This is a genomic window from Cupriavidus sp. SK-3 (assembly GCF_000611145.1).
Taxonomy (GTDB): domain Bacteria; phylum Pseudomonadota; class Gammaproteobacteria; order Burkholderiales; family Burkholderiaceae; genus Cupriavidus.
On the sequence record NZ_JFJV02000291.1, the window covers coordinates 108,786 to 129,407 of the forward strand.

Genomic DNA, 20,622 nt, shown 5'->3' on the forward strand with positions numbered 1-20,622 from the left:
GATAGATATGCGCCGGTTCAGCGCAACTTGAGCGACGACAGCCCGATCAGCACCAGCAACATGGTGATGATCCAGAAGCGCACCGTCACCTGCGTTTCCTTCCAGCCCGACAATTCAAAGTGGTGATGCAGTGGCGCCATCTTGAACAACCGCCTGCCCTCGCCGTAACGCCGCTTGGTGATCTTGAACCACGTCACCTGCAGCATCACCGACAAGGTTTCCACCACGAAGATGCCGCCCATCACGAACAGCACGATCTCTTGGCGCACGATCACCGCCACCGTGCCCAGCGCGCCGCCCAGCGCCAGCGCACCGACGTCGCCCATGAAGACCTGGGCCGGATGGGCGTTGAACCAGAGGAAGGCCAGGCCCGCCCCCGCCATCGCCGAACAAAAGATCAGCAACTCGCCAGCCCCCGGGATATGCGGGAACAGCAGGTATTTGCTGTAGACCGAACTCCCCATCACGTAGGCAAATACACCCAGCCCGCTGCCCACCAGCACCACGGGCATGATCACCAGCCCGTCCAGGCCGTCGGTCAGGTTCACCGCATTGCTCGAGCCCACGATCACCAGGTAGGTCAGCACGATAAAGCCGGCCACGCCCAGCGGATAGCTCACTTCCTTGAAGAAGGGCACGATCAGGTTGGACTTGTAGGGCATGTCCAGCGACAGTCCGCCTTCGACCCAGCCCAGGAACAGGTCCCACACCCGCACATTGCTGCTTTCCGACACCGAAAACGCCAGGTAGACCGCGGCCACCAGGCCGATCAGGGTCTGCCAGAAAAACTTCTCGCGGCTCGACATGCCGCGCGGATCGCGATAGACCACCTTGCGGTAATCGTCCACCCAGCCGATCGCGCCGTAGCCGAAGGTCACCAGCATCACGACCCAGATGAAACGATTGCCCCAGTCGCACCACAGCAACGTGGAGATGGCGATCGACACCAGCACCAGCACGCCGCCCATGGTGGGCGTGCCGGCCTTGACCAGATGCGACTGCGGGCCGATGGTGCGCACCGCCTGGCCGATCTTGAGTTCGGTCAGCTTGCGGATCACCCAGGGTCCAAGGCCGAGCCCGATCAAAAGCGCGGTGAGGTTGGCCATCACCGCGCGGAAGGTCAGGTAGTTGAAGACCCGCAGGAAGCTGTAGTCGTTTTGCAGCCACTGGGCCAGAGCCAATAACATCGTGTTTCCGTATTCCTTTCGACAACCGCCCGGCGTGGCCGGGCTATCTGATTGCTTGATTAAGTGTTGATGACGATTAATGCGCGGGAGTGTCTGCGACCAGCGCATCCACCATCCGTTCCATCCGCATGAACCGGGATCCCTTCACAAGTACCGCGCTTGCTGCCGCCACGGTACCGTCCTTGTCTTCCGCCAACGCCTGCGCGAGGTCTTCAGCGCGTTCGAAATGCCGGGCCTGCGCGCCAAAGGCCTGCACCGCGTGCACCACTGCCGCGCCCGTCGCCCATAGCGTCTCGATGCCGCTGGCGTTCGCATAGGCACCGATCTCCGCATGGAAAGCCGGCCCCTGGTCGCCCACTTCGCCCATATCCCCCAGCACCAGCAGGCGCGGCGCGGCAAACCCGGCGAGCACGTCGATGGCCGCGCGCACCGAATCCGGATTGGCGTTGTAGCTATCGTCGATCACCAGCGTGCCGCCGGCAGCGTGCTTGACCTGCAGCCGCCCCTTGACCGCCGCAAACCCGGCCAGGCCGGCGCGGATCGCCTCAACGCCCACGCCGGCGCCCAGCGCGCAGGCGACCGCCGCCAGCGCGTTACGCACGTTGTGGGTGCCAAGCACCGACAGGCGGACCTCGAACGCAGCGCCGGGCGCCCGTACCTGCATCACTTGCACACCATCTTCCAGATGCACGCCGGCACTGACATCGGCGCCCGCATCCAGGCCGAACGACAGCACGCGCCGCTGGCCGGCCGCCTGCCGCCAGATGCCGGCATGTGCCCCGCCGCCCTCGGCGTCGAGCGGAAACACCGCCACGCCGTCGGCGGGCAATGCCGCGATGGCCGCCGCATGCTCGTGCGCCACAGCCTCGACGCTCACCATGAACTCCTGGTGCTCGCGCTGGGCATTGGTCACCACGGCCACGGTGGGCTGTGCGATGCCGGCCAGGTAAACCGTCTCGCCCGGGTGGTTCATGCCCAGTTCGAGCACGGCGAGCCGGTGCGCATCGGTCAGGCGCAGCACAGTCAGCGGCAAGCCGATATCGTTGTTCAGGTTGCCGCCGGTGGCGAGCCTGGCGCCCTCCCCCACCGCCGCGGCGAAGATCGCCGCGATCATTTCCTTGACCGTGGTCTTGCCGTTGCTGCCCGTCACTGCAACCGCGGGCAGGCTGAAGCGGCGGCGCCAGCCGGCTGCCAGCTGGCCCAGCGCAAGGCGGGTATCGGGCACCACGATGGCGGGAATGCCAAGCCCGGCATCGGGCTCGCGCTCCACCAAGACCGCGGCGGCGCCACGCGCCACCACATCGGCCAGGAAGTCATGCGCATCGAAGCGCTCGCCCCTGAGCGCGACAAAGAGGTCGCCGGGCTGGACCGTGCGGCTGTCGGTGAGCACGCGCGAGAAGGCGCGGCTGGCGGCGCCATCCGGCCCGGAAATACGCGCGCCGGCGATCCAGCCGGCGGCTTGCTGCAGATCAGTCATGGTGAATTGCGTCATGCCGACACCCCACGCGTACCCAGCGTCAGCCGGACGTGCTCGCGGTCGGAGAATGGCCGCTTGCGGCCATGCACCTCCTGGGTGGCTTCGTGCCCCTTGCCGGCCACCAGCACCACGTCGGCCGCGGTAGCGTGCTTGATGGCGTACAGGATGGCGGCGGCCCGGTCTTCGATCAGGTGGGTGTGGCTGTGGTCGTCGATGCCATCGGCGATCGCGTTCAGGATGTCCAGCGGGTCTTCGCTGCGCGGGTTGTCGCTGGTCAGCACGACTTCGTCGGCAAGGCGCGCGGCCACCGCGCCCATCAGCGGGCGCTTGATCGGATCACGGTCTCCACCGCAGCCGAACACGCACCACAGCCGGCCCTTGCGCGCCTGTGCCACCGGGCGCAGCGCGGCCAGGGTCTTTTCCAGCGCGTCCGGCGTGTGGGCGTAATCGACCACCGCCAGCGGGCCATCCTGGCCGCCGTGGCTGCCACCGAACAACTCCATGCGGCCGTCGACCGGCCTGAGCGTGCGCAGCGCGTCGATGGCTGCAGCCCACTCGATGCCGCTGGCGAGCGCGGCGCCGAGCACGGCGAGCAGGTTGCTGACATTGAACTCGCCGATCATCGGCGTGGCAACATCGGCGCTGCCGAAGCTGCCGTCGACATGGAACGCGGTGCCGGCAGCCGTGGCGCGCACGCCGGTGGCGCGCAGCCACTGGCCGCCCTTGCGGGTGGCTCCGGCGGCGCCGTCGATGCCGTATTCGATCACCTGCCCGGTGGCCAGCGTGCCAGCCAGCAGGCGCCGGCCCATGGCGTCGTCACGATTGATCACGGCCGCGCGCAGGCCGGGCCATTGGAACAGCAAAGCCTTGGCCGCCTCGTACTCGGCCATGGTGCCGTGGTAATCGAGATGGTCCTGGGTCAGGTTGGTCAGCACCGCCACGGCGAAGTGCGTACCGGCCACCCGGCCCTGCTCGAGCCCGTGCGAGGACACTTCCATTGCCACGGCTCGCGCGCCGGCGGCATTCAGTTCCGCCAGGCTGTCCTGCAACTGGACCGCGTCGGGCGTGGTGAAACCGGTAGCCGTGAGCGCATCAGGAAAACCCGTGCCAAGGGTGCCGATGGTGGCACAGCGCGTACCGGCCGCCTGCAGCGCGCGCGCCAGCCACTGGCTGCATGAAGTCTTGCCATTGGTACCCGTGACGCCGATCACCGCGAGATCGCTCGCGCCGTTGCCATACCAGCCCGCGGCGATCGGGCCGGCGAGCTGGTGCAGGCCCGACACACCAAGGTGCGGCACGGTCTCGCCGTGCGGCCACGCAAAGCCATCGGCCTCGTGGACGATCGCGCTGGCGCCGCGGGCGATGGCCTGGGCGATATGCGGGCGCGCATCGGTCGACAGGCGCTCGTTGCCGAGCACGTAGGCGAAGAAGACGTCGCCCTGGGTCAGCCGGCGCGTGTCACCGGTCAGCTTGGCGCCGGCCGGCGCGTGCTGGCGCAACCAGTCCAGCGCGTCGCCGGCCTGTGCGGCCACTTCGAGGGGGAGCAGCGGCTGGCTCATTGCGTCGCGCTCCACGGTTCGCTTTCCTGCACCTTGTCGCTCACCACGAGTTGTCGGATCGGCGAATCCGGCTGCACATTGAGCGCACGCAGCGCGCCACCGGTAATCGCCGCGAAAGCCGGGCCCGCCGCGGCGCCGCCGTAGTGGCTGGCGGGGGGGGGGGCGGCCNTGGCTGCCGGAGGTGGGCTCGTCCACGCTGACGGCCACGATCACGCGCGGGTTCGACATCGGCGCCAGGCCGATGAAGGAAGCGCGATACTTGCTGCGGTCGTAGCCGCGGCCAACGTGCTTGTAGGCGGTGCCGGTCTTGCCGCCCACCCGGTAGCCCATCACCTGGGCCTCGGGCGCGGTGCCGCCGGGTGCCGTCACGGTCTCGAGCATGGCTCGCACCTGGCGCGCCACTTCGGGCGACAGCACGCGCTCTCCGGTAACCGGGCCATTGGCACGGAACATCGTGATCGGGATCAGTTCGCCGTCATGGGCGAAGATGGTGTAGGCATGGGCGATCTGGAACAGCGACACGGACAGGCCGTAGCCATAGGACATGGTCGCCTGCTCGATGGGCCGCCAGCTCTTGAACGGGCGCACCCGTCCCGCCACCGCGCCCGGGAAGCCGATCTTGGGCGCCTGCCCCAGGCCCAGGCTGGTATACATATCCCACATTTCCTGCGGCTTGAGCAGCATCGCGATCTTGGTCGTGCCGATGTTGCTCGACTTCTGGATAATGCCGGCGACCGTCAACGACCCGTAATTATGGGTGTCGCTGATGGTGGCGCCTTCGTAGTTGAACTTGCCGGAAGTGACGAAGACCGTCGACGGCGTGACGCGCTTGAGCTGCAGTGCCAAGCCGACCGTAATCGGCTTCATCATCGAACCCGGCTCGAAGGTATCGGTCAGCACCCGGTTGCGCAGCTGTTCGCCCGACAGCCGGGTGCGGTCGTTGGGGTTGTAGGTCGGCCAGTTGGCCAGCGCCAGCACCTCGCCGGTCTGCGCGTCGAGCACCACGGCGCTGGCCGCCTTGGCCTTGCTGCGCTCGACGATGGCCTTGACCTCGTTGTGGGCCAGGTACTGGATCTTGGCGTCGATCGAGAGCTGCTGGTCCTCGCCGTCGCGCGGCGCCTTGAGGATGCCCACATCCTCCACCACGCGGCCGAGGCGGTCCTTGATCACCTGGCGCGCACCGGACTTCCCGGCCAGCACAGCCTCGCGCGCCAGTTCCACGCCCTCCTGGCCACGGTCTTCCACATTGGTAAAGCCGACGATGTGCGCCATCGCCTCGCCCTCCGGGTAGAAGCGCTTGTATTCGCGGGTCTGGTGAATGCCGTCGATCTTGAGCGCGGCGATCTTGTCCGCGGCGTCCGGCAGCACCTGGCGCTTCAGGTAAACGAAGCTCTTGTCCTCCGTAAACTTGCGGCGCAGTTCCTTGTCACTCATGTCGAGCAGCTTGCTCAACTGGCGAATCTTGTCCGCGTCGATTTCGTCCGGAACGTCCTCCGGGACCGCCCAGATCGCCTTCACGGGAAGGCTGGTAGCCAGCACCAGCCCATTGCGGTCGAGGATCTTGCCGCGCGTTGCCGGCAACTCGAGGGTGCGCTGGAATCGCTTCTTGCCCTCGGCCTCATAGAACTGGTTGCCTGGACCCTGGATCCACAGCGCGCGTCCGGCCAAGGCGACGAAGGCGGCGAACATCATGAAAACCACCAGCTTGGAGCGCCACATCGGCAGGCGCAGGCCAAGCACGGGGCTGGCCGCGAACTGGCCGGTGCGCGGGCGCGAAGGGTTTCCGCGCTGGGCGTTTTGCGAGGGCCGGGCGATGGTCATGGCTTGCTCCCCTCCGGCGCGGCGGCCGCAGGCGCGTTCGCAGGTGGCGCATCAAGCACCACGCCGGCCAGATATTGGGTCCTGCCGGGAAGTACCGGCGTCATCTTCAGCTGCGTGCGCGCCGCTTCGGCAATGCGTGCGCTCTTGCCAAGCGCGCTCTGCTGGTACTGCAAGCGGGACCAGTCGATGTCGAGCTGCTTTTCTTCCGCCTGCGCACGCTCGTAGGCGACGAACAGGGTCCGGGCCTGGTGCTGAGCGCTCACGAGCGAGAGCGCGCACAGCATCAGTGCTGCCAGCAGGAAGAAGGTCAGGCGGTTCATGCGCGGCCCGCCTGCTCGGTGGATGCGGATACGGCGGGCAGCTTCTCGGCCACGCGCATCACCGCCGAGCGCGCGCGCGGGTTGGCGGCGATCTCTTCGGCGCCCGGCTTGACCCGGCCGAGCAGCCTCAGCGTGGGCTGCGGCAACTGGTCGGCGCGCAGGGGCGCGCGGCGCATGGCGGGGTCGGCGTTCTGCTGCGGACGGGCGTGCGCCTGCATGAACCGCTTGACGATGCGGTCCTCAAGCGAGTGAAAGCTGATGACCACCAGCCGCCCTCCTGCCTGCAACAAGTCGTAAGCCGCGCTCAGGCCTCTTTCGAGGTCCGCAAGCTCTTGATTGATGTGAATCCGTAGAGCCTGAAAGGTGCGGGTCGCAGGGTCCTGACCCTTCTCGCGTGTTTTGACGGCTTTCGCCACGAGCGCGGCAAGCTCGGCAGTAGTGGTGAGAGGTCCGCCATGGCCGGGTTCGCTCCTGCGAGCAACAACCGCCTTTGCAATCTGTACAGCAAACCGTTCTTCCCCATAGTCCCGTATCACCCTCGCGATGTCTTGCTCATCCGCTTGCGCCAGCCATTGCGCGGCGGTAATGCCGCGCGTGGTGTCCATGCGCATGTCCAGCGGTCCCTCGAAGCGAAAGGAAAAGCCCCGCTCCGCATCGTCGATCTGGGGCGAGCTGATCCCCAGGTCGAGCAGTATCCCGGTCACCTTGCCGCGACCTGCCAGCCGGTCCGACATCTCGGCGAAGCTGGTGTGCTCAATGGAGAAGCGGGCATCCTTGATGGTGCCCGCCTCTGCGATTGCTGCCGGATCCTTGTCGAATGCCACCAGGGCTCCGGCCGGGCCCAGCCGGGCCAATATTGCCCGGCTGTGCCCCCCTCTGCCGAAGGTGCCGTCCACGTAGACGCCGTCCGGCCGCCAGACCAGGGCTTCGACAGCCTCGTCCAGCAGCACGGTGCGATGGCGCAGGGCGGTGGTCCCTGGCGTTTGGGTTGAGCTCATGACCTCGTCAGAAAGAGAAGTTCTTCAATGCATCCGGCATGCCCTGTGCCATCGCCTGCTGTTCCTTGGCGGCGTAGGTTGCGGCGTCCCAGACTTCGAAATGGCTGCCCATTCCAAGCAGCATGACTTCCTTGTCAAGCATGGCGGCATTGCGCAGCTCGGGGGCAATCAGCACCCGGCCCGCGCCGTCCATGTCGACGTCAGCGGCATTGCCCAGGAAGATGCGCTTCCACCAATGCGCGTCCATCGGCAAGGCCGCAATGCGACTACGGAAGTTTTCCCATTCAGGGCGGGGAAACAGCAGCAGGCAGCCGTCCGGGTGCTTGGTCAGCGTCACCCGGCCTTCGGCCTGCTGTTGCAGCGCTTCACGGTGCCGCGCCGGAATCGACATCCGGCCCTTGGCATCCAGTGACAGTGCCGATGCTCCCTGAAACAAGCTAGCCCCCGATCCGCGCCGGCATCTTTACTGCCGGTTGGCGCGTGAATCCTTCGGAATCCGACGTTGGGCGATGATCCCACAGCCAGACTACCTTTTCACACAAAAATACACTTCCTCACACTATTTCCCACTTTAGAGGAAGCGATTTGGCGGGTCAAGGCTCGCCGCAAGGCAACAAACCGGGTTTTTTGAATTAGAACAATGACTTAGCGCGCACACTTCACGCACCGAAAAAGTGAATCCCTAATGAAATGAAGATCTTATGGAGGAAAGCAGAGAAACCACCTGAGAACAGCAAGGGGAGGAACTGCCTGCGGCACGAAATTCAGCCACGCGGGACCGATGGAAGGATACAACGTTTTGGCGTCTACCCTGCGTACGCAGGGTGCCAGTTGCCGCGCAGCGCCAGGCAACTGCGCGTGGCGAGCGGCGAATGCCGCGGGGATTCATCCTGCGCCATACCGTAGCGCCGTCAGATCCGGTACGCGGCGGTGGTCATGACCCGGGAGGCAGCTCGCATCATCGCCCGCACCGGCGCTGGCAGCGGCATGCCACCCGCCTCGCGGGCAGCGGCGCCGTGGCGGACCTCATCGTCGCGCATCTGTTCCAGAATCGCGCGCGAGCGGGCGTCGGCAACGGGAATCTGTTCGAGATGGCCGTTAAGGTGCTGCTCGACCTGGTACTCGGTCTCGGACACGAAACCCAGGCTGACGCGGTCGCCTGCCCGCCCCGCAGCCCAGCCGATGGCAAACGCGCCGGCATACCAGAGCGGGTTGAGCAGGCTCGGACGCGAGCCTAGCTCACGCAGACGCTCGGCGCACCAGCCGAGGTGGTCTTCTTCCTCGCGCGCGGCCTCGTCCATCTGCGCGCGCACCTGCGCGGTCCGCGCGGTCAGCTTCTGCGCCTGGTAGAGAGCCTGCGCGCAAACCTCGCCTACGTGGTTGACCCGCATGAGCCCGGCCACATGGCGGCGTTGCGACTGGTCGAGGCTGTCCGTATCGGGCGCGAGCGTTTCCGCCGGATTGGCGCGGCTGGCACGGGTGACGCCTGCGATCGCGCGCAAGGCCACATCGAATTCGCGAATCAAGTTATCCATGAATGCATCGCTGGTGGTTGCTCGGGACAGGCGCGCCGCCCGCTCCCGCCGCGGCGGACACAACGCTTGTGAAATCGCCTCGGGATTTCCCGCATTGTACCGTGAGCGCATCGCGCCCCGCCCTGCAGCCAGCCCCCGCCAGGCCAGCGCCTGCCGCATCCGATACTCCAAAACCCTGAGTTGTGAAAAGCTGACAAGGGCAGTCGCCCCGATTGTGAAAAGAGGGCGGTTTGTTACAGTACTTGGCAGCTTCTGACGAAGTTGGGTAAGCGGTGCATGGAGACTCAGGAGGTTTCTCCGCTGACCACCAATAATTCTTACATGGAGATCATCGAGCATGAAAAAATCGCTTCTCGCGCTGGCTGCGCTGGGTGCATTTGCGAGTGCCGCACAGGCACAGTCCAGCGTGACGCTGTACGGCGTGGCGGATATGAACCTCGAATACGTCAGTCACATGGGCTCGCAAACGCCGACGATTGCCAACGGCTTTAATGCCGGCCAGGGCAACAACCTGTACCGCATGTCGTCCGGCGGCCTGTCCGGTTCGCGTTGGGGTCTGCGTGGCGTGGAAGATCTGGGCAGCGGCATGAAAGCCCTGTTCGTGCTCGAAAGTGGTTTCGGCCTTGACAATGGATCGCTTCAGCAGGGCGGCCGCATGTTCGGTCGTCAAGCGTACGTCGGCCTGGAAAGCGCCCAGGCTGGCCGCTTCACCTTCGGTCGCCAGTACACCACGCTGTTCGACCTGCTCGCCAACTTCTCGCCCAGCGGCTATGCCACCCAGTATGAACCGGTGGTGGCCCAGCTCGGCCTGAACTTCCGCTCGGACAATACCGCCAAGTACACCGGCGTATTCGGCCCGGTAACCGCCATCGCCCACTGGTCGTTCGGCAACGGCGTGGCCGGCAACGGCGAAGTCCCGGGACAATTCCGCCGTGATACGGGCTACGGTGCCGGTGCAGCATACGCTGCCGGTCCGTTCGGCGTGACCGTCGCCTACGACCAGTACAACCCGACCCTGAGCGCGGCCGGCGACACCGGCACCTTCAAGAAGGCCGCGGTAGCAGGCAGCTATGCCTTCGGCGCGGCCAAGATCATGGGCGGCTATCGCTGGGGTCAGTCCAAGGCGCAGAACGGAACGGCCCTGCTGCGTGACAACTATTACTGGATTGGCGCTAACTATCAGGTCCTGCCGGCGTTGGGCCTGACGCTGCAGTACACCTACGACGACGTTATCAAGCTGAACAACGTGAACGTCGCGAACCCTTGGCAGATCGGGTTCATCGCCGACTACAACCTGTCCAAGCGCACCGACGTCTACCTGACCACCGCATTCTCGAAGAATGCAGGCCTGAACTTCGACACCTCGGCGATCAGCTTCGCCAATGGCTACTTCCTCGGCACCGGCAAGAACACCATGATCGGCGCGGCCGTGGGTATCCGCCACAAGTTCTGAGCGCATCCGCGTTCTTTTGCAAAGGCACCTTCGGGTGCCTTTTTTGCTTTCCGGCCACACCTCGCGCTCCATCCTAGGGCATCACCCCATCGGCACCTTGTTATGCCGACACTACAATGCAGCAACCTCTTCGGCCGCATTCAAATCGTGCCGTGCGGCCGCAGCCAAAACCAACAAGGAGACAGCCCATGCACCGCACCCGCCGCCGCGCGGCCCAGATGCTGCTGGCCACTATCGCCGGCGCATGCCTTGGCGCCTTCGCCTGGCAAGCCCCCGCGCTGGCCGCCGACCCTTACCCCAACAAGCCGATCCGACTGGTGGTTCCGTTCCCCGCCGGCGGCACCACCGACATCCTCGCCCGCGCGGTGGCCGCCGAACTGTCGAAGCTGCAGGGATGGAATGTGGTGGTCGACAACCGGCCGGGCGCTGGGGGCAACATCGGCGCCGACATGGTCGGCAAGGCAGCGCCGGATGGCTACACGCTGCTGATGGGCACGGTCGGCACGCATGGCATCAACCAGTCGCTCTATGGCAAGCTGCCATTCGACCCGATCAAGGACTTCGCACCCATCACCGAGGTGGCTTCGGTGCCGAATGTGCTGGTGGTCAATCCGGCCTTCGCCCAGCAGAACCGCATCAACAGCGTCAACGACCTGATTACCTACGCGCGCGCCAATCCCGGCAAGCTCAATATGGCATCGAGCGGCAACGGCACCTCGATCCATCTCGCCGGCGAGTTGTTCAAGACCCAGACCCGTACCTTCATGGTGCACTTCCCCTACAAAGGCAGCGGCCCGGCACTGACCGACCTGGCCGGGGGCACCATGCAGCTGATGTTCGACAACCTGCCTTCGTCGATGGCGCTGATCAAGTCCGGCAAGCTCAAGGCGCTGGCAGTCACCAGCGCCAAACCCTCTCCGGCGCTGCCCGGCGTGCCGACGGTGGCCGAAGCGGGTCACCTGCCCGGCTTCGAGGCCAGTTCCTGGTTCGGCCTGCTGGCACCCGCAGGCACACCGCACGACATCGTCGCGCGCATCCAGCAGGAAGTCGCCCGCTCGCTAGCCACGCCAGCGGTGCGGGAGAAGATGCAGGCCCAGGGCGCGGAGCCGGTCGGCAATACGCCGGAGCAGTTCGCGGCCTTTATTCGCGCCGAACATGCCAAGTGGGCCAAGGTCGTCAAGGATTCGGGCGCCAAGGTGGATTGAGGCCCCTTGCGGCCCGTGGCCGCACGCGAGCGCATATACTTGAGGCATCAAACAACCTGCGTGCCGCGATGCCCATCACACCTGCCGCCGAAGCTGCCGGGAGCTCCGGGACCTCCGGAATCCCTGAAAAGGCCGGCGCCGAAGAGGCGCCGGTCGATCTCGAAACCCGCGCCGAAGACACCACCCATGATGCCCTGCGCCTGTGGCTGCGGCTGCTGACCTGCACCAACCTGGTCGAGTCCGACATCCGCTCGCGGCTGCGGCAAGACTTCGCCTGTACCTTGCCGCGCTTCGACCTTATGTCCCAGCTCGACCGCCATCCCGAAGGCCTGAAGATGGGCGAGCTGTCGCGCCGCATGATGGTCACCGGCGGCAACGTCACCGGCATTACCGACCAGCTCCAGCAGGAAGGCCTGGTTTCGCGCGAGGCGCTGCCAAGCGATCGCCGCGCCTACCTGATCCGGCTCACCCCGGCCGGGCGCACGGCGTTCTCCGGAATGGCGCGCGCGCATGAGGCATGGATCGAGCAGTTGTTCAGCGGCCTGCCGCAAGCCGACCGGCGCGCGCTGTTCCGCCTGCTGGGCAAGCTCAAGGCTGGCCTGGTGAGCGCATGAACACACGCCGGCCGGGACTGCCCGCGCTTGCCGCCTTGCTGCTGCCACTGCTGTTGGCAGCCGCTTGCCAGAGCGCGCCGCCGGGGCCGCAGATCACGCCACTCAATGCCACCATCAAGCTTGGGCGCATCAGCGCGAAGACGCTGGCGGGCCGGATCGATATACCGGATGCCGGCACGGTAAATTCCGCGGTAGGCGTTGGTGGCGCGGCTTGGGGCGGCGGCGGCTGGAGCGGCGGCAGCGTTGGTTTTTCCGTCAACCTGAACCAGTTGCTCAACCCGCTGCCGCAGCCGCAGATGGACCTGTACCAATACACGGTGGTGGCCCTCGATGGCAGCCGCATCACCGTCAATGGTCCGGCGGCGCCCGGCCTGGAGTCGGGCGCCTGCGTACGGATGATCTATCCCGATGGCGCGCACGAGCCGCGGCTTGCGCCTTCGCGCGAATGCTGACGAATCCCCGCGCCAAATGAAAAACGGCCTCCGCGCGGGAGGCCGTTTTTCCGTCGCTTGCGGCCTCGCTCAGGCAGCCTTGCGGGTATCGCGCAATTCGCGGCGCAGGATCTTGCCGACGTTGGTCTTGGGCAACTCGCCGCGGAACTCCACGTACTTGGGCCGCTTGTAACCGGTCAGGCGTTCCTTGCAGAAGGCAATCAGCTCGGCCTCGGTCAGCCCGGGGTCCTTCTTGACCACGAACAGCTTGACCACCTCGCCCGAATGCTCGTCGGGTACCCCCACCGCCGCCACCTCGAGCACGCCGGGGCATTCCGCAACCACGCCTTCGATTTCATTCGGATACACGTTGAACCCGGACACCAGGATCATGTCTTTCTTGCGATCGACGATCTTGGTATAGCCGCGCTCGTCCATCACCCCGATATCGCCGGTCTTGAAGAAGCCGTCGGGCGTCATGACCTTGGCGGTCTCGTCCGGGCGGTTCCAGTAGCCGGCCATCACCTGCGGGCCGCGAATGCAGATCTCGCCGGGCTGGCCAAGCGGCACGTCGCGGCCGTCGTCGTCGCGGATGGCGATGTCGGTCGAGGGAATCGGCAGGCCGATGGTGCCGGAAAAAGCGTCGGTATCCGTGGGGTTGCAGGTGGCCGACGGCGAGGTTTCCGACAGGCCATAGCCCTCGATGATCGGACAGCCGGTCCTGGCCAGCCATTTCTTCGCCACCGCTTCCTGCACGGCCATGCCCCCGCCGTTGGCCACGCGCAGGCCGGAGAAGTCGACCTTGTCGATCTCCGGGTTGTTGATGAGCGCGTTGTACAGGGTGTTGACCGCCGGGAACATATTGAACTTGTACTTCTGCAGTTCCTTGATAAAGCCGGGGATGTCGCGCGGATTGGGGATCAGCACGCTCAGGCCGCCGCTGCGCATGCCCAGCAGGCAGCAGACCGTCAGCGCGAAGATGTGATACAGCGGCAGCGCTGTGATGGTGATCACCTGGTCGATCGGCGCGCCCTTGGCCAGCGCGGGCTGCATCCAGGCTTCGGACTGCAGCACGTTGGAGACGATGTTCCGGTGCAGCAGTACCGCGCCCTTCGACACGCCGGTAGTGCCGCCCGTGTACTGCAGGAAGGCGATGTCATCTGGCCCCGTATTGGCAGGCTGCAGTTGCATGCCGCGGCCCTCCTCCAGCACGGTATTGAAGCGCACGCAGTTCGGCAGCTCCCACTCCGGCACCATTTTCTTGACGTTGCGCACCACGAAATTGACGATCGCCCCCTTGAGGCCGCCCAGCAGGTCGCCCATGCTGGCCACCACCACATGCTTGACCGGCGTGGCTGACAGCACTTGCTGCAGCGTGGTGGCGAAGTTCTCCAGGATGACGATGGCCTCGGCGCCGCTGTCCTTGAGCTGGTGCTCCAGCTCGCGCGGCGTGTAGAGCGGATTGACGTTGACCACGACGAAGCCGGCGCGCAGCACGGCGGCCAGCACCACCGGGTACTGCAACACATTGGGCATCATGATGGCCACGCGCGCGCCGGGCTTGAGCCCGCGCGACTGCAGCCATGCGGCGAACTGCCGGGAGAGGCGGTCGAGCTCGCCGTAGGTGATCGACTTGTCCATACAGACAAAGGCGCGGCGATCGGCGTAGGTGCGGAAGGATGCCTCAAGCAACTCGGCCAGCGAGCGAAACTGGCTGCTATCGATCTCGGCGGGTACGCCGGCCGGGTAATGCTTCAGCCACAGTCTTTCCATGCGCCGCCTCCTGATTTCTGAATGATCGTTCGATTTTCGACAGATGCTAAACGTGCGTCCCGCTTAAGACAACACGTTAGATGAAGTCCTCTGGATGCCGCACACCTTCTGACGTGAAGTTTAGCGCACAGTTCAATATGGACTCGGGAATTCCCCTAGCACCGTGGCGGCAACCATCAGGCGTGCACCGGCAGCACCATCTTCATCATGTTCGTGGCCAGTTCCCGCGCCAGCGCTTCCGCTTCCATGCGTCCGGGCTCGTGCCAGGTGTACATAAAGCCAACGACGCTGCCGATTGCGTGCGCGGCGACGCGCGCGTCGCCATAGCTGAATACGCCGGTACGCTTGCCTTCCTCCAGCAGGGCATAGAGGTCGCGGTAAAAGGCGCGCGCCATATTGCCCAGCCAGGCCACCGTTTCCGGCCGCAGGTACTGGTTATCGCGAAAGCTCAGCGTGGCCGGCACATAGCAGGCGATGCAACGGCGCGCCATTTCCAGCAGACAGGCCTGCAGCCGCTCGCGCACCGGCAGCGCGGGATCCGCGGTCTCGCGGATGACCGGCAGGCAGGTCTGGGCCGACTCCCGGCACAGGATGTCGAAGATCTCGTATTTGTCCGTGAAGTAGTAATAGACCGCGGGCTTGGTCACGCCCAGTGCGCGGCAAAGATCGTTCATCGTCATGCCGGGATAGCCCTTGGTATAGAAGAGCTGTGCGGCGGTATCGAGGATCTGGCGGCGGCGGGCTTCCTGCCGCTCGGTGATATGCGAGCGGGCGGGAACAGTATCCAGCGCGATCTCCGGTGTCATTTCCGGCTCGGTCTCGCTGGACTTGATGGCGGGAGCGGTTTTCTGTGCAGTCGGCATGACGCGATTCTCGCATGGCGCCGGGCCCGGGAAGGCCTGGCGGTCCTCGTGGACATGTTCCGCTCGCCACCTCGCCACTGCCCGGGATCCCGACTTGACGCATGGCGGCGATGCCAATAGGATCATACCCAAGGGTACATAAATATACCAAAGAGTAAATTCCGCCAGCCTATCGGCTTGGCGGCCCACCAGCAAGGAGACACCGCCGATGGACGAGACCGCCTACCTGGCAGACCTGCACGCACGCTGGCAGCGCGCGTGGCCCGAGCGCACCCCGCGCTCGCCGCAATATCCGCTGGGGCGCCAGCCGCTCACGGAGATGCTGCGGCACTGGGGCCGCGCCCGCCCCGACTGCCCGGCGGTGATCTTCTACGGCCACGAAACCAGCTACGCCCAGCTCGATGCGCAAAGCGACCGCTGTGCCGCACTGCTGGCGGCGCACGGCATCGGCGCCGGCGACCGGGTGGCGGTGCTGATGCCCAATTGCCCGCAGTTCCACATTGCCTTCTTCGGCATCCTCAAGCTGGGCGCGGTCTACGTGCCGGTCAGCCCGCTATCGCAGCGCGCCGAGTTGCAGCACGCGTTAAACGACAGCACGCCGCGTGCCCTGATCGCACTCGACCAGCTGGTGCCGCTGGTGCGCGAAACGCGCGCCGCGCTCGGCGCACAGGATCCGCTCGCGCTGCTGTTCGTGACCAGTTTCGCTGACATGGTCCCCGCCGAGCCCACGCTGGCGCTGCCGCCCATGGTGCAGGCGCCACGCTACCAATGCGAAGCGGACGACCACGCCATCGACCTGCTGCCGGCCATGGCTGCGTGCACGCACGCGGCGCCCACGGCGGCGCCATCGCTCGACGCGGTGGCCGCGCTCAACTACACCGGCGGCACCACCGGGCTGCCCAAGGGCTGCATCCACACGCAAGGCGACATGGTCGACATGGCAGCCGCGTTCGGCGCCGTCTCACTGGACATCACCGACGACAGCGTCATGCTGGGCTTCTTCCCCGAGTTCTGGATCGCCGGCGAAAACCTCTGCCTGATCTTCCCCGCCTTCTTCGGCATCCCGCTGGTGCTGCTGGCGCGCTGGGATCCCGAGACCTTCATGGCGGCAGTCCAGCGCTACCGCGTCACCAATGCCTCGATGCTGGTGGACAACGCGGTCGAGGTGATGGAGCATCCGCGCGCGGCGCAATACCAGTTGCGCTCGCTGCGCCATGTCGGCGTATCGTCCTTCGTCAAGAAGCTCAACCTGCCCTACCGCCGCGCCTGGCAGGCGCTGACCGGCTCGGTCATCGCCGAGACCGCCTGGGGCATGACCGAGACGCAGACCTGCAATACCTTTACCTGCGGCATGCAGGACGACGACCTGGACCTGCGCGCCCAGCCCATCTTTGTCGGGCTGCCCGTCCCCGGCACCGAGTTCAAGATCTGCGATTTCGACAGCGGCGAACTGCTGCCGCCGGGCGCCGAAGGCGAACTGTGCGTGCGCACGCCGACCCTGCTCAAGGGCTACTGGAACAAACCCGATGCCACGCGCGAATCGCTGCGCAATGGCTGGTTCCACACCGGCGACATCGGCTCGATCGACGAGCAGGGTTATCTCCATTACCTGGGCCGGCGCAAGGAGATGCTCAAGGTCAACGGCATGAGCGTCTTTCCTGCCGAGATCGAGGCGCTGCTGGGCCAGCATCCGGCCATTCTCGGCTCCGCGGTGGTGGGGCGCGCCGATGAAGACCGCGGCCAGTTGCCCGTGGCCTTTGTCATGCTTAAGCCCGAAGCCGTCGGCACCGTCGACAACACGGCGCTGGTGCAGTGGTGCCGCGCCAATATGGCGGTGTACAAGGTGCCGCTGGTGCATATCGTCGACGCCCTGCCGCTCACCGCGACGGGCAAGGTGCGCAAGCAGGACCTGGCGCCGCTGGCCGGGCAGCTTGTCTGAGCCGCCATGGTCTTTCCTTATTCAGCGCTGTCCAACTCCTTCGCATCATGACGTTCCGCAAGCTACTGATCGCCAATCGCGGTGAAATCGCCATCCGCATCGCACGCGCCGCCGCGGGCGCGGGGCTGGAGAGCGTCGCCCTGTACAGCGAGGACGACCGCGACGCCCTCCACGTGCGCAAGGCCGACGGCGCCGTTGCGCTGCCCGGCACCGGTCCGCGCGCCTATCTCGATATCGCGCAAGTGGTGGCCGCAGCCACCCGCAGCGGCTGCGACCTGGTCCACCCCGGCTACGGCTTGCTGTCCGAGAACGCGGAATTCGCCCAGGCCTGCCTGGATGCCGGCCTCACCTTCGTGGGCCCCGCCCCCGATGTGCTGCGCCTGTTCGGCGACAAGGCACGGGCGCGCGCATTGGCGCGCGAGTGCAATGTGCCCGTGGTGCCCGGCTCCACCGGCCCAACCACGCTGGCAGCCGCGCACGCGTTCTTCGCGTCGCTGCAAGCGCCAGGCGCCGATGGCGGCATGATGATCAAGGCGCTGGCCGGCGGCGGTGGCCGCGGCATGCGCGCGGTGCACGCCGCGGCGGACATCGACGAGGCTTATGCCCGCTGCGTGTCCGAAGCCACGGCCGCGTTCGGCAACGGCGCCGTCTATGTCGAGCGCATCGTGTATGCGCCCCGCCATATCGAGATCCAGGTGGTGGCGGATGCCGCCGGCGGCGTGATCGCACTGGGCGAGCGCGAATGCAGCCTGCAGCGGCGCCACCAGAAGCTGGTGGAGGTGGCGCCCAGCCCGTCGCTGGACGATGCCATGCGCGCGCGGCTGGCGCAGGCTGCGGTGACGCTGGCGCGCGCCAGCGCTTATCGTGGCATCGGCACGTTTGAATTCCTGGTGGGCGCGGACGGCGGGTTCTGGTTCATGGAGGCCAACCCGCGCCTCCAGGTGGAGCACACCGTCACCGAGGTGGTGACGGGCGTGGACCTGGTCCAGGCGCAGCTGGCCATCGCCGCCGGAAAGACGCTGGCCCAGCTTGGACTGGCGCAGCCGCCCGCGCCGCGCGGCATCGCGGTGCAGTTGCGCATCAACGCCGAACACCTCGACGCGCAGGGCCAGTTGCGCCCCGCCAGCGGCCGCATCGACGCCTACGAGCCGCCCAGCGGCCCCGGCGTGCGCGTGGATGGGGCCGGCCATGCGGGCATGACGGTCAACCCGCGCTTCGACTCGCTGCTGGCCAAGCTGATCGTGCATGAGCCTGGCGGCGACTACCAGCGCGCGCTGTCCCACGCCTATCGCGCCCTGTGCGAATTCCGTATCGAAGGCATCGACACCAACCGCAGGCTGCTGCAGGACCTGCTGCTGCGCGAGGATGTGCGGCGCAATGCCATCCACACCCAATACCTTGATGCCGCGCTGCCGGCGATGGCCGCACAGTTGCGGGACGGCGGCCAGGCCCATCCGGCGCTGCACGCGACAGGCGCAACCGCGAACGTCCAGGCGTCGGGCTCCGCGCCACTGGACGACCTGCCGGACGATGCCGAACTCGTCACCGCGCCCATGGACGGCGCGCTGGCCGCGGTGCAGGTGCGCCCCGGCGACATCGTGCGGCGCGGGCAATCGCTCGCCATCATCGAAGCCATGAAGATGGAGCATCCACTGGAAGCGCCGGTGGCGGGAGAAGTCCTGCGCGTGCTGGCCGCGGCCGGCGATGTGCTGCGCGCCGGCGCGCCGGTGATCGTGCTGTCCGCGCACGACGGCAGCCACCATGCGATGGATACGGGCGCCAGCGTGGATCCCGCCCATATCCGCGCCGACCTGCGCGACGCCCTGGCCCGCCAGGCACTCACGCAGGACGCGGCGCGCGCGCAGGCCGTGGACAAGCGCCATCGCCAGGGCGGACGCACCGCGCGGGAAAACATCGCGCAACTGTGCGATGCCAACTCATTCATCGAATACGGCGCGCTCGCCATTGCCGCCCAGCGCCAGCGCCGCAGCGTCGAAGACCTGGAACGCGCAACGCCGGCCGACGGCATCGTCACCGGCATCGGCACCGTCAATGCCGGAAGTTTCCCCGCAGCCGACGCGCGCTGCATGGTGCTGGCCTACGACTATACGGTGCTGGCCGGCACGCAGGGCTTCTACGGCCACAAGAAGCTGGACCGCATGCTGGCGCTGGCGCGCCAGTGGCGCCTGCCGGTAGTGCTGTTCGCCGAGGGCGGCGGCGGCCGGCCCGGCGATACCGACATGCCCGTGGTGGCCGGACTGGACTGCACGTCCTTCATCCAGTTCGCGCGGCTATCCGGACAGGTACCGCTGGTGGGCATCGTCTCCGGCCGCTGCTTTGCAGGGAATGCCGCGCTGCTGGGCTGCGCCGACGTCATCATCGCCACCCGCAGCGCCACCATCGGCATGGGTGGCCCGGCCATGATCGAAGGCGGCGGCCTGGGCGTATTCGCGCCTGAGGAAGTTGGCCCGGTGAGCGTGCAAGCGCCCAACGGCGTGATCGACGTCCTGGTCGACGATGAAGCCGCCGCCGTGGACGCGGCACGCCGCTACCTCTCCTACTTCCAGGGCGACCTGCCCGAATGGCAGGCGGGCGACGCACGCGCGCTGCGCCACCTGATCCCGGAGAACCGGCTGCGCAGCTACGATATGCGCAGCGTGCTCGCCGCGCTCGCCGATCACGATTCCGTGCTGGAATTGCGCGCAGCCTTTGGCGCCGGCATCATCACCGCGCTGATCCGCATCGAGGGGCGCGCCTTCGGCTGCATCGCCAACAACCCCCGCCACCTGGGCGGCGCCATCGATGCCGCGGCCGCCGACAAGGCCGCGCGCTTCATGCAGTTGTGCGATGCGCACGGATTGCCCATCGTCTCGCTGTGCGACACGCCCGGCTTCATGGTCGGCCCGGAGGCCGAGAAGACCGCCACGGTGCGCCATGTGTCGCGGCTCTTCGTCACCGCCGGTGCGCTGCGCGTGCCCTTCTTCACCGTGGTGCTGCGCAAGGGCTATGGCCTCGGGGCGCAGGCCATGGCCGGCGGCAGTTTCTCCGCGCCCTTCTTCACCGCGGCGTGGCCCAGCGGCGAATTCGGCGCGATGGGCATCGAGGGATCGATCCGGCTGGGCTTTCGCAAGGAACTGGAAGCCGTGGCCGACCCGGCCGAACGCGAAGTGCTGTTTGCGCGTATGGTGGAAGCGGCCTACCAGCGCGGGCGCGCCCTTAACATGGCGAGTCACCTGGAGATCGATGCGGTCATCGACCCCGCCGACACCCGCCACTGGCTGCTGCGCGGGCTGGCCCCGGNGGCCTCGGTACCGCCGCTGGACGAAACGCGCCGCGCCGAATCGCGCCGCTTCATCGACACGTGGTAATGCCCACAGGAGAGAGACGAGCCATGCCCCACGACTTGAAGCACGCAGCGGGCGCCGCCGCCCGGATCGCTACGCGCGC

At 66.6% G+C, this 20,622-nt stretch carries 15 protein-coding genes and 1 pseudogene; 6 read left to right on the forward strand and 10 right to left on the reverse strand.

Features of this window, described 5'->3' with window-relative positions:
- Positions 1-17 precede the first annotated feature (17 nt).
- From mraY to coq7, 8 genes and pseudogenes are all read right to left on the reverse strand, one after another.
- A complete protein-coding gene (gene mraY, locus CF70_RS32550; protein WP_035875618.1) occupies positions 18-1,187 on the reverse strand; it encodes a phospho-N-acetylmuramoyl-pentapeptide-transferase in 1,170 nt (389 codons plus the stop codon).
- Positions 1,188-1,263: 76 nt separating this feature from the next.
- Entirely contained in the window at positions 1,264-2,679 is a 1,416-nt protein-coding gene (locus CF70_RS32555; protein WP_035875620.1) for a UDP-N-acetylmuramoyl-tripeptide--D-alanyl-D-alanine ligase, read from the reverse strand.
- Complete coding sequence (locus tag CF70_RS32560) at positions 2,676-4,223, reverse strand: UDP-N-acetylmuramoyl-L-alanyl-D-glutamate--2,6-diaminopimelate ligase (RefSeq protein ID WP_035875622.1); 1,548 nt, start codon at positions 4,221-4,223, stop codon at positions 2,676-2,678. The genes CF70_RS32555 and CF70_RS32560 overlap by 4 nt, the downstream gene beginning before the upstream one ends.
- 169 nt (positions 4,224-4,392) lie before the next feature.
- A pseudogene (locus CF70_RS32565) lies at positions 4,393-6,044 on the reverse strand (peptidoglycan D,D-transpeptidase FtsI family protein); the annotation flags it as partial.
- Positions 6,041-6,364, reverse strand: a complete 324-nt coding sequence (gene ftsL, locus CF70_RS32570; RefSeq protein WP_035875624.1) for a cell division protein FtsL — start codon at positions 6,362-6,364, stop codon at positions 6,041-6,043. The gene ftsL and the pseudogene CF70_RS32565, both read right to left, overlap by 4 nt.
- Positions 6,361-7,362, reverse strand: a complete 1,002-nt coding sequence (gene rsmH, locus CF70_RS32575) for a 16S rRNA (cytosine(1402)-N(4))-methyltransferase RsmH (protein ID WP_035875626.1) — start codon at positions 7,360-7,362, stop codon at positions 6,361-6,363. The genes ftsL and rsmH overlap by 4 nt, the downstream gene beginning before the upstream one ends.
- Positions 7,363-7,369: 7 nt before the next feature.
- Positions 7,370-7,798, reverse strand: a complete 429-nt coding sequence (gene mraZ, locus CF70_RS32580) for a division/cell wall cluster transcriptional repressor MraZ (RefSeq protein WP_035875627.1) — start codon at positions 7,796-7,798, stop codon at positions 7,370-7,372.
- A gap of 475 nt (positions 7,799-8,273) precedes the next feature.
- A complete protein-coding gene (gene coq7 / locus CF70_RS32585; protein ID WP_035875630.1) occupies positions 8,274-8,897 on the reverse strand; it encodes a 2-polyprenyl-3-methyl-6-methoxy-1,4-benzoquinone monooxygenase in 624 nt (207 codons plus the stop codon).
- A gap of 337 nt (positions 8,898-9,234) precedes the next feature.
- Between coq7 and CF70_RS32590 the strand changes: the two genes are divergently transcribed.
- The 4 genes from CF70_RS32590 (at position 9,235) to CF70_RS32605 (ending at position 12,621) form a co-directional block, all read left to right on the forward strand.
- Positions 9,235-10,350, forward strand: a complete 1,116-nt coding sequence (locus tag CF70_RS32590; RefSeq protein WP_035875632.1) for a porin — start codon at positions 9,235-9,237, stop codon at positions 10,348-10,350.
- A gap of 188 nt (positions 10,351-10,538) precedes the next feature.
- Positions 10,539-11,555, forward strand: coding sequence for a Bug family tripartite tricarboxylate transporter substrate binding protein (locus CF70_RS32595; protein ID WP_035875634.1), 1,017 nt, complete (start codon positions 10,539-10,541; stop codon positions 11,553-11,555).
- A gap of 68 nt (positions 11,556-11,623) precedes the next feature.
- The gene (locus CF70_RS32600) at positions 11,624-12,169 is read left to right on the forward strand and encodes a MarR family winged helix-turn-helix transcriptional regulator (RefSeq protein ID WP_235185302.1); all 546 of its coding nucleotides are present in this window, start codon (positions 11,624-11,626) and stop codon (positions 12,167-12,169) included.
- Positions 12,166-12,621: a hypothetical protein gene (locus tag CF70_RS32605; RefSeq protein WP_051649343.1), complete on the forward strand. Its 456-nt coding sequence runs from the start codon at positions 12,166-12,168 to the stop codon at positions 12,619-12,621. The genes CF70_RS32600 and CF70_RS32605 overlap by 4 nt, the downstream gene beginning before the upstream one ends.
- A 69-nt stretch (positions 12,622-12,690) precedes the next feature.
- On the opposite strand, the gene CF70_RS32610 is transcribed toward CF70_RS32605, so the two are convergent.
- Together CF70_RS32610 and CF70_RS32615 are read right to left on the reverse strand one after the other, a co-directional pair.
- The gene (locus tag CF70_RS32610) at positions 12,691-14,373 is read right to left on the reverse strand and encodes a long-chain fatty acid--CoA ligase (protein ID WP_035875636.1); all 1,683 of its coding nucleotides are present in this window, start codon (positions 14,371-14,373) and stop codon (positions 12,691-12,693) included.
- 176 nt (positions 14,374-14,549) lie between these two features.
- A complete protein-coding gene (locus CF70_RS32615; RefSeq protein ID WP_035875639.1) occupies positions 14,550-15,236 on the reverse strand; it encodes a TetR/AcrR family transcriptional regulator in 687 nt (228 codons plus the stop codon).
- A 208-nt stretch (positions 15,237-15,444) separates the two neighbouring features.
- Here CF70_RS32615 and CF70_RS32620 point away from each other — a divergent pair, with 208 nt between their 5' ends.
- Together CF70_RS32620 and CF70_RS32625 are read left to right on the forward strand one after the other, a co-directional pair.
- Positions 15,445-17,175: an AMP-binding protein gene (locus CF70_RS32620; protein WP_035875641.1), complete on the forward strand. Its 1,731-nt coding sequence runs from the start codon at positions 15,445-15,447 to the stop codon at positions 17,173-17,175.
- 47 nt (positions 17,176-17,222) lie between these two features.
- On the forward strand, positions 17,223-20,475 hold a 3,253-nt coding region (locus CF70_RS32625), incomplete at its 3' end, for an acetyl-CoA carboxylase family protein (protein ID WP_235185303.1).
- Positions 20,476-20,622: the final 147 nt, after the last annotated feature.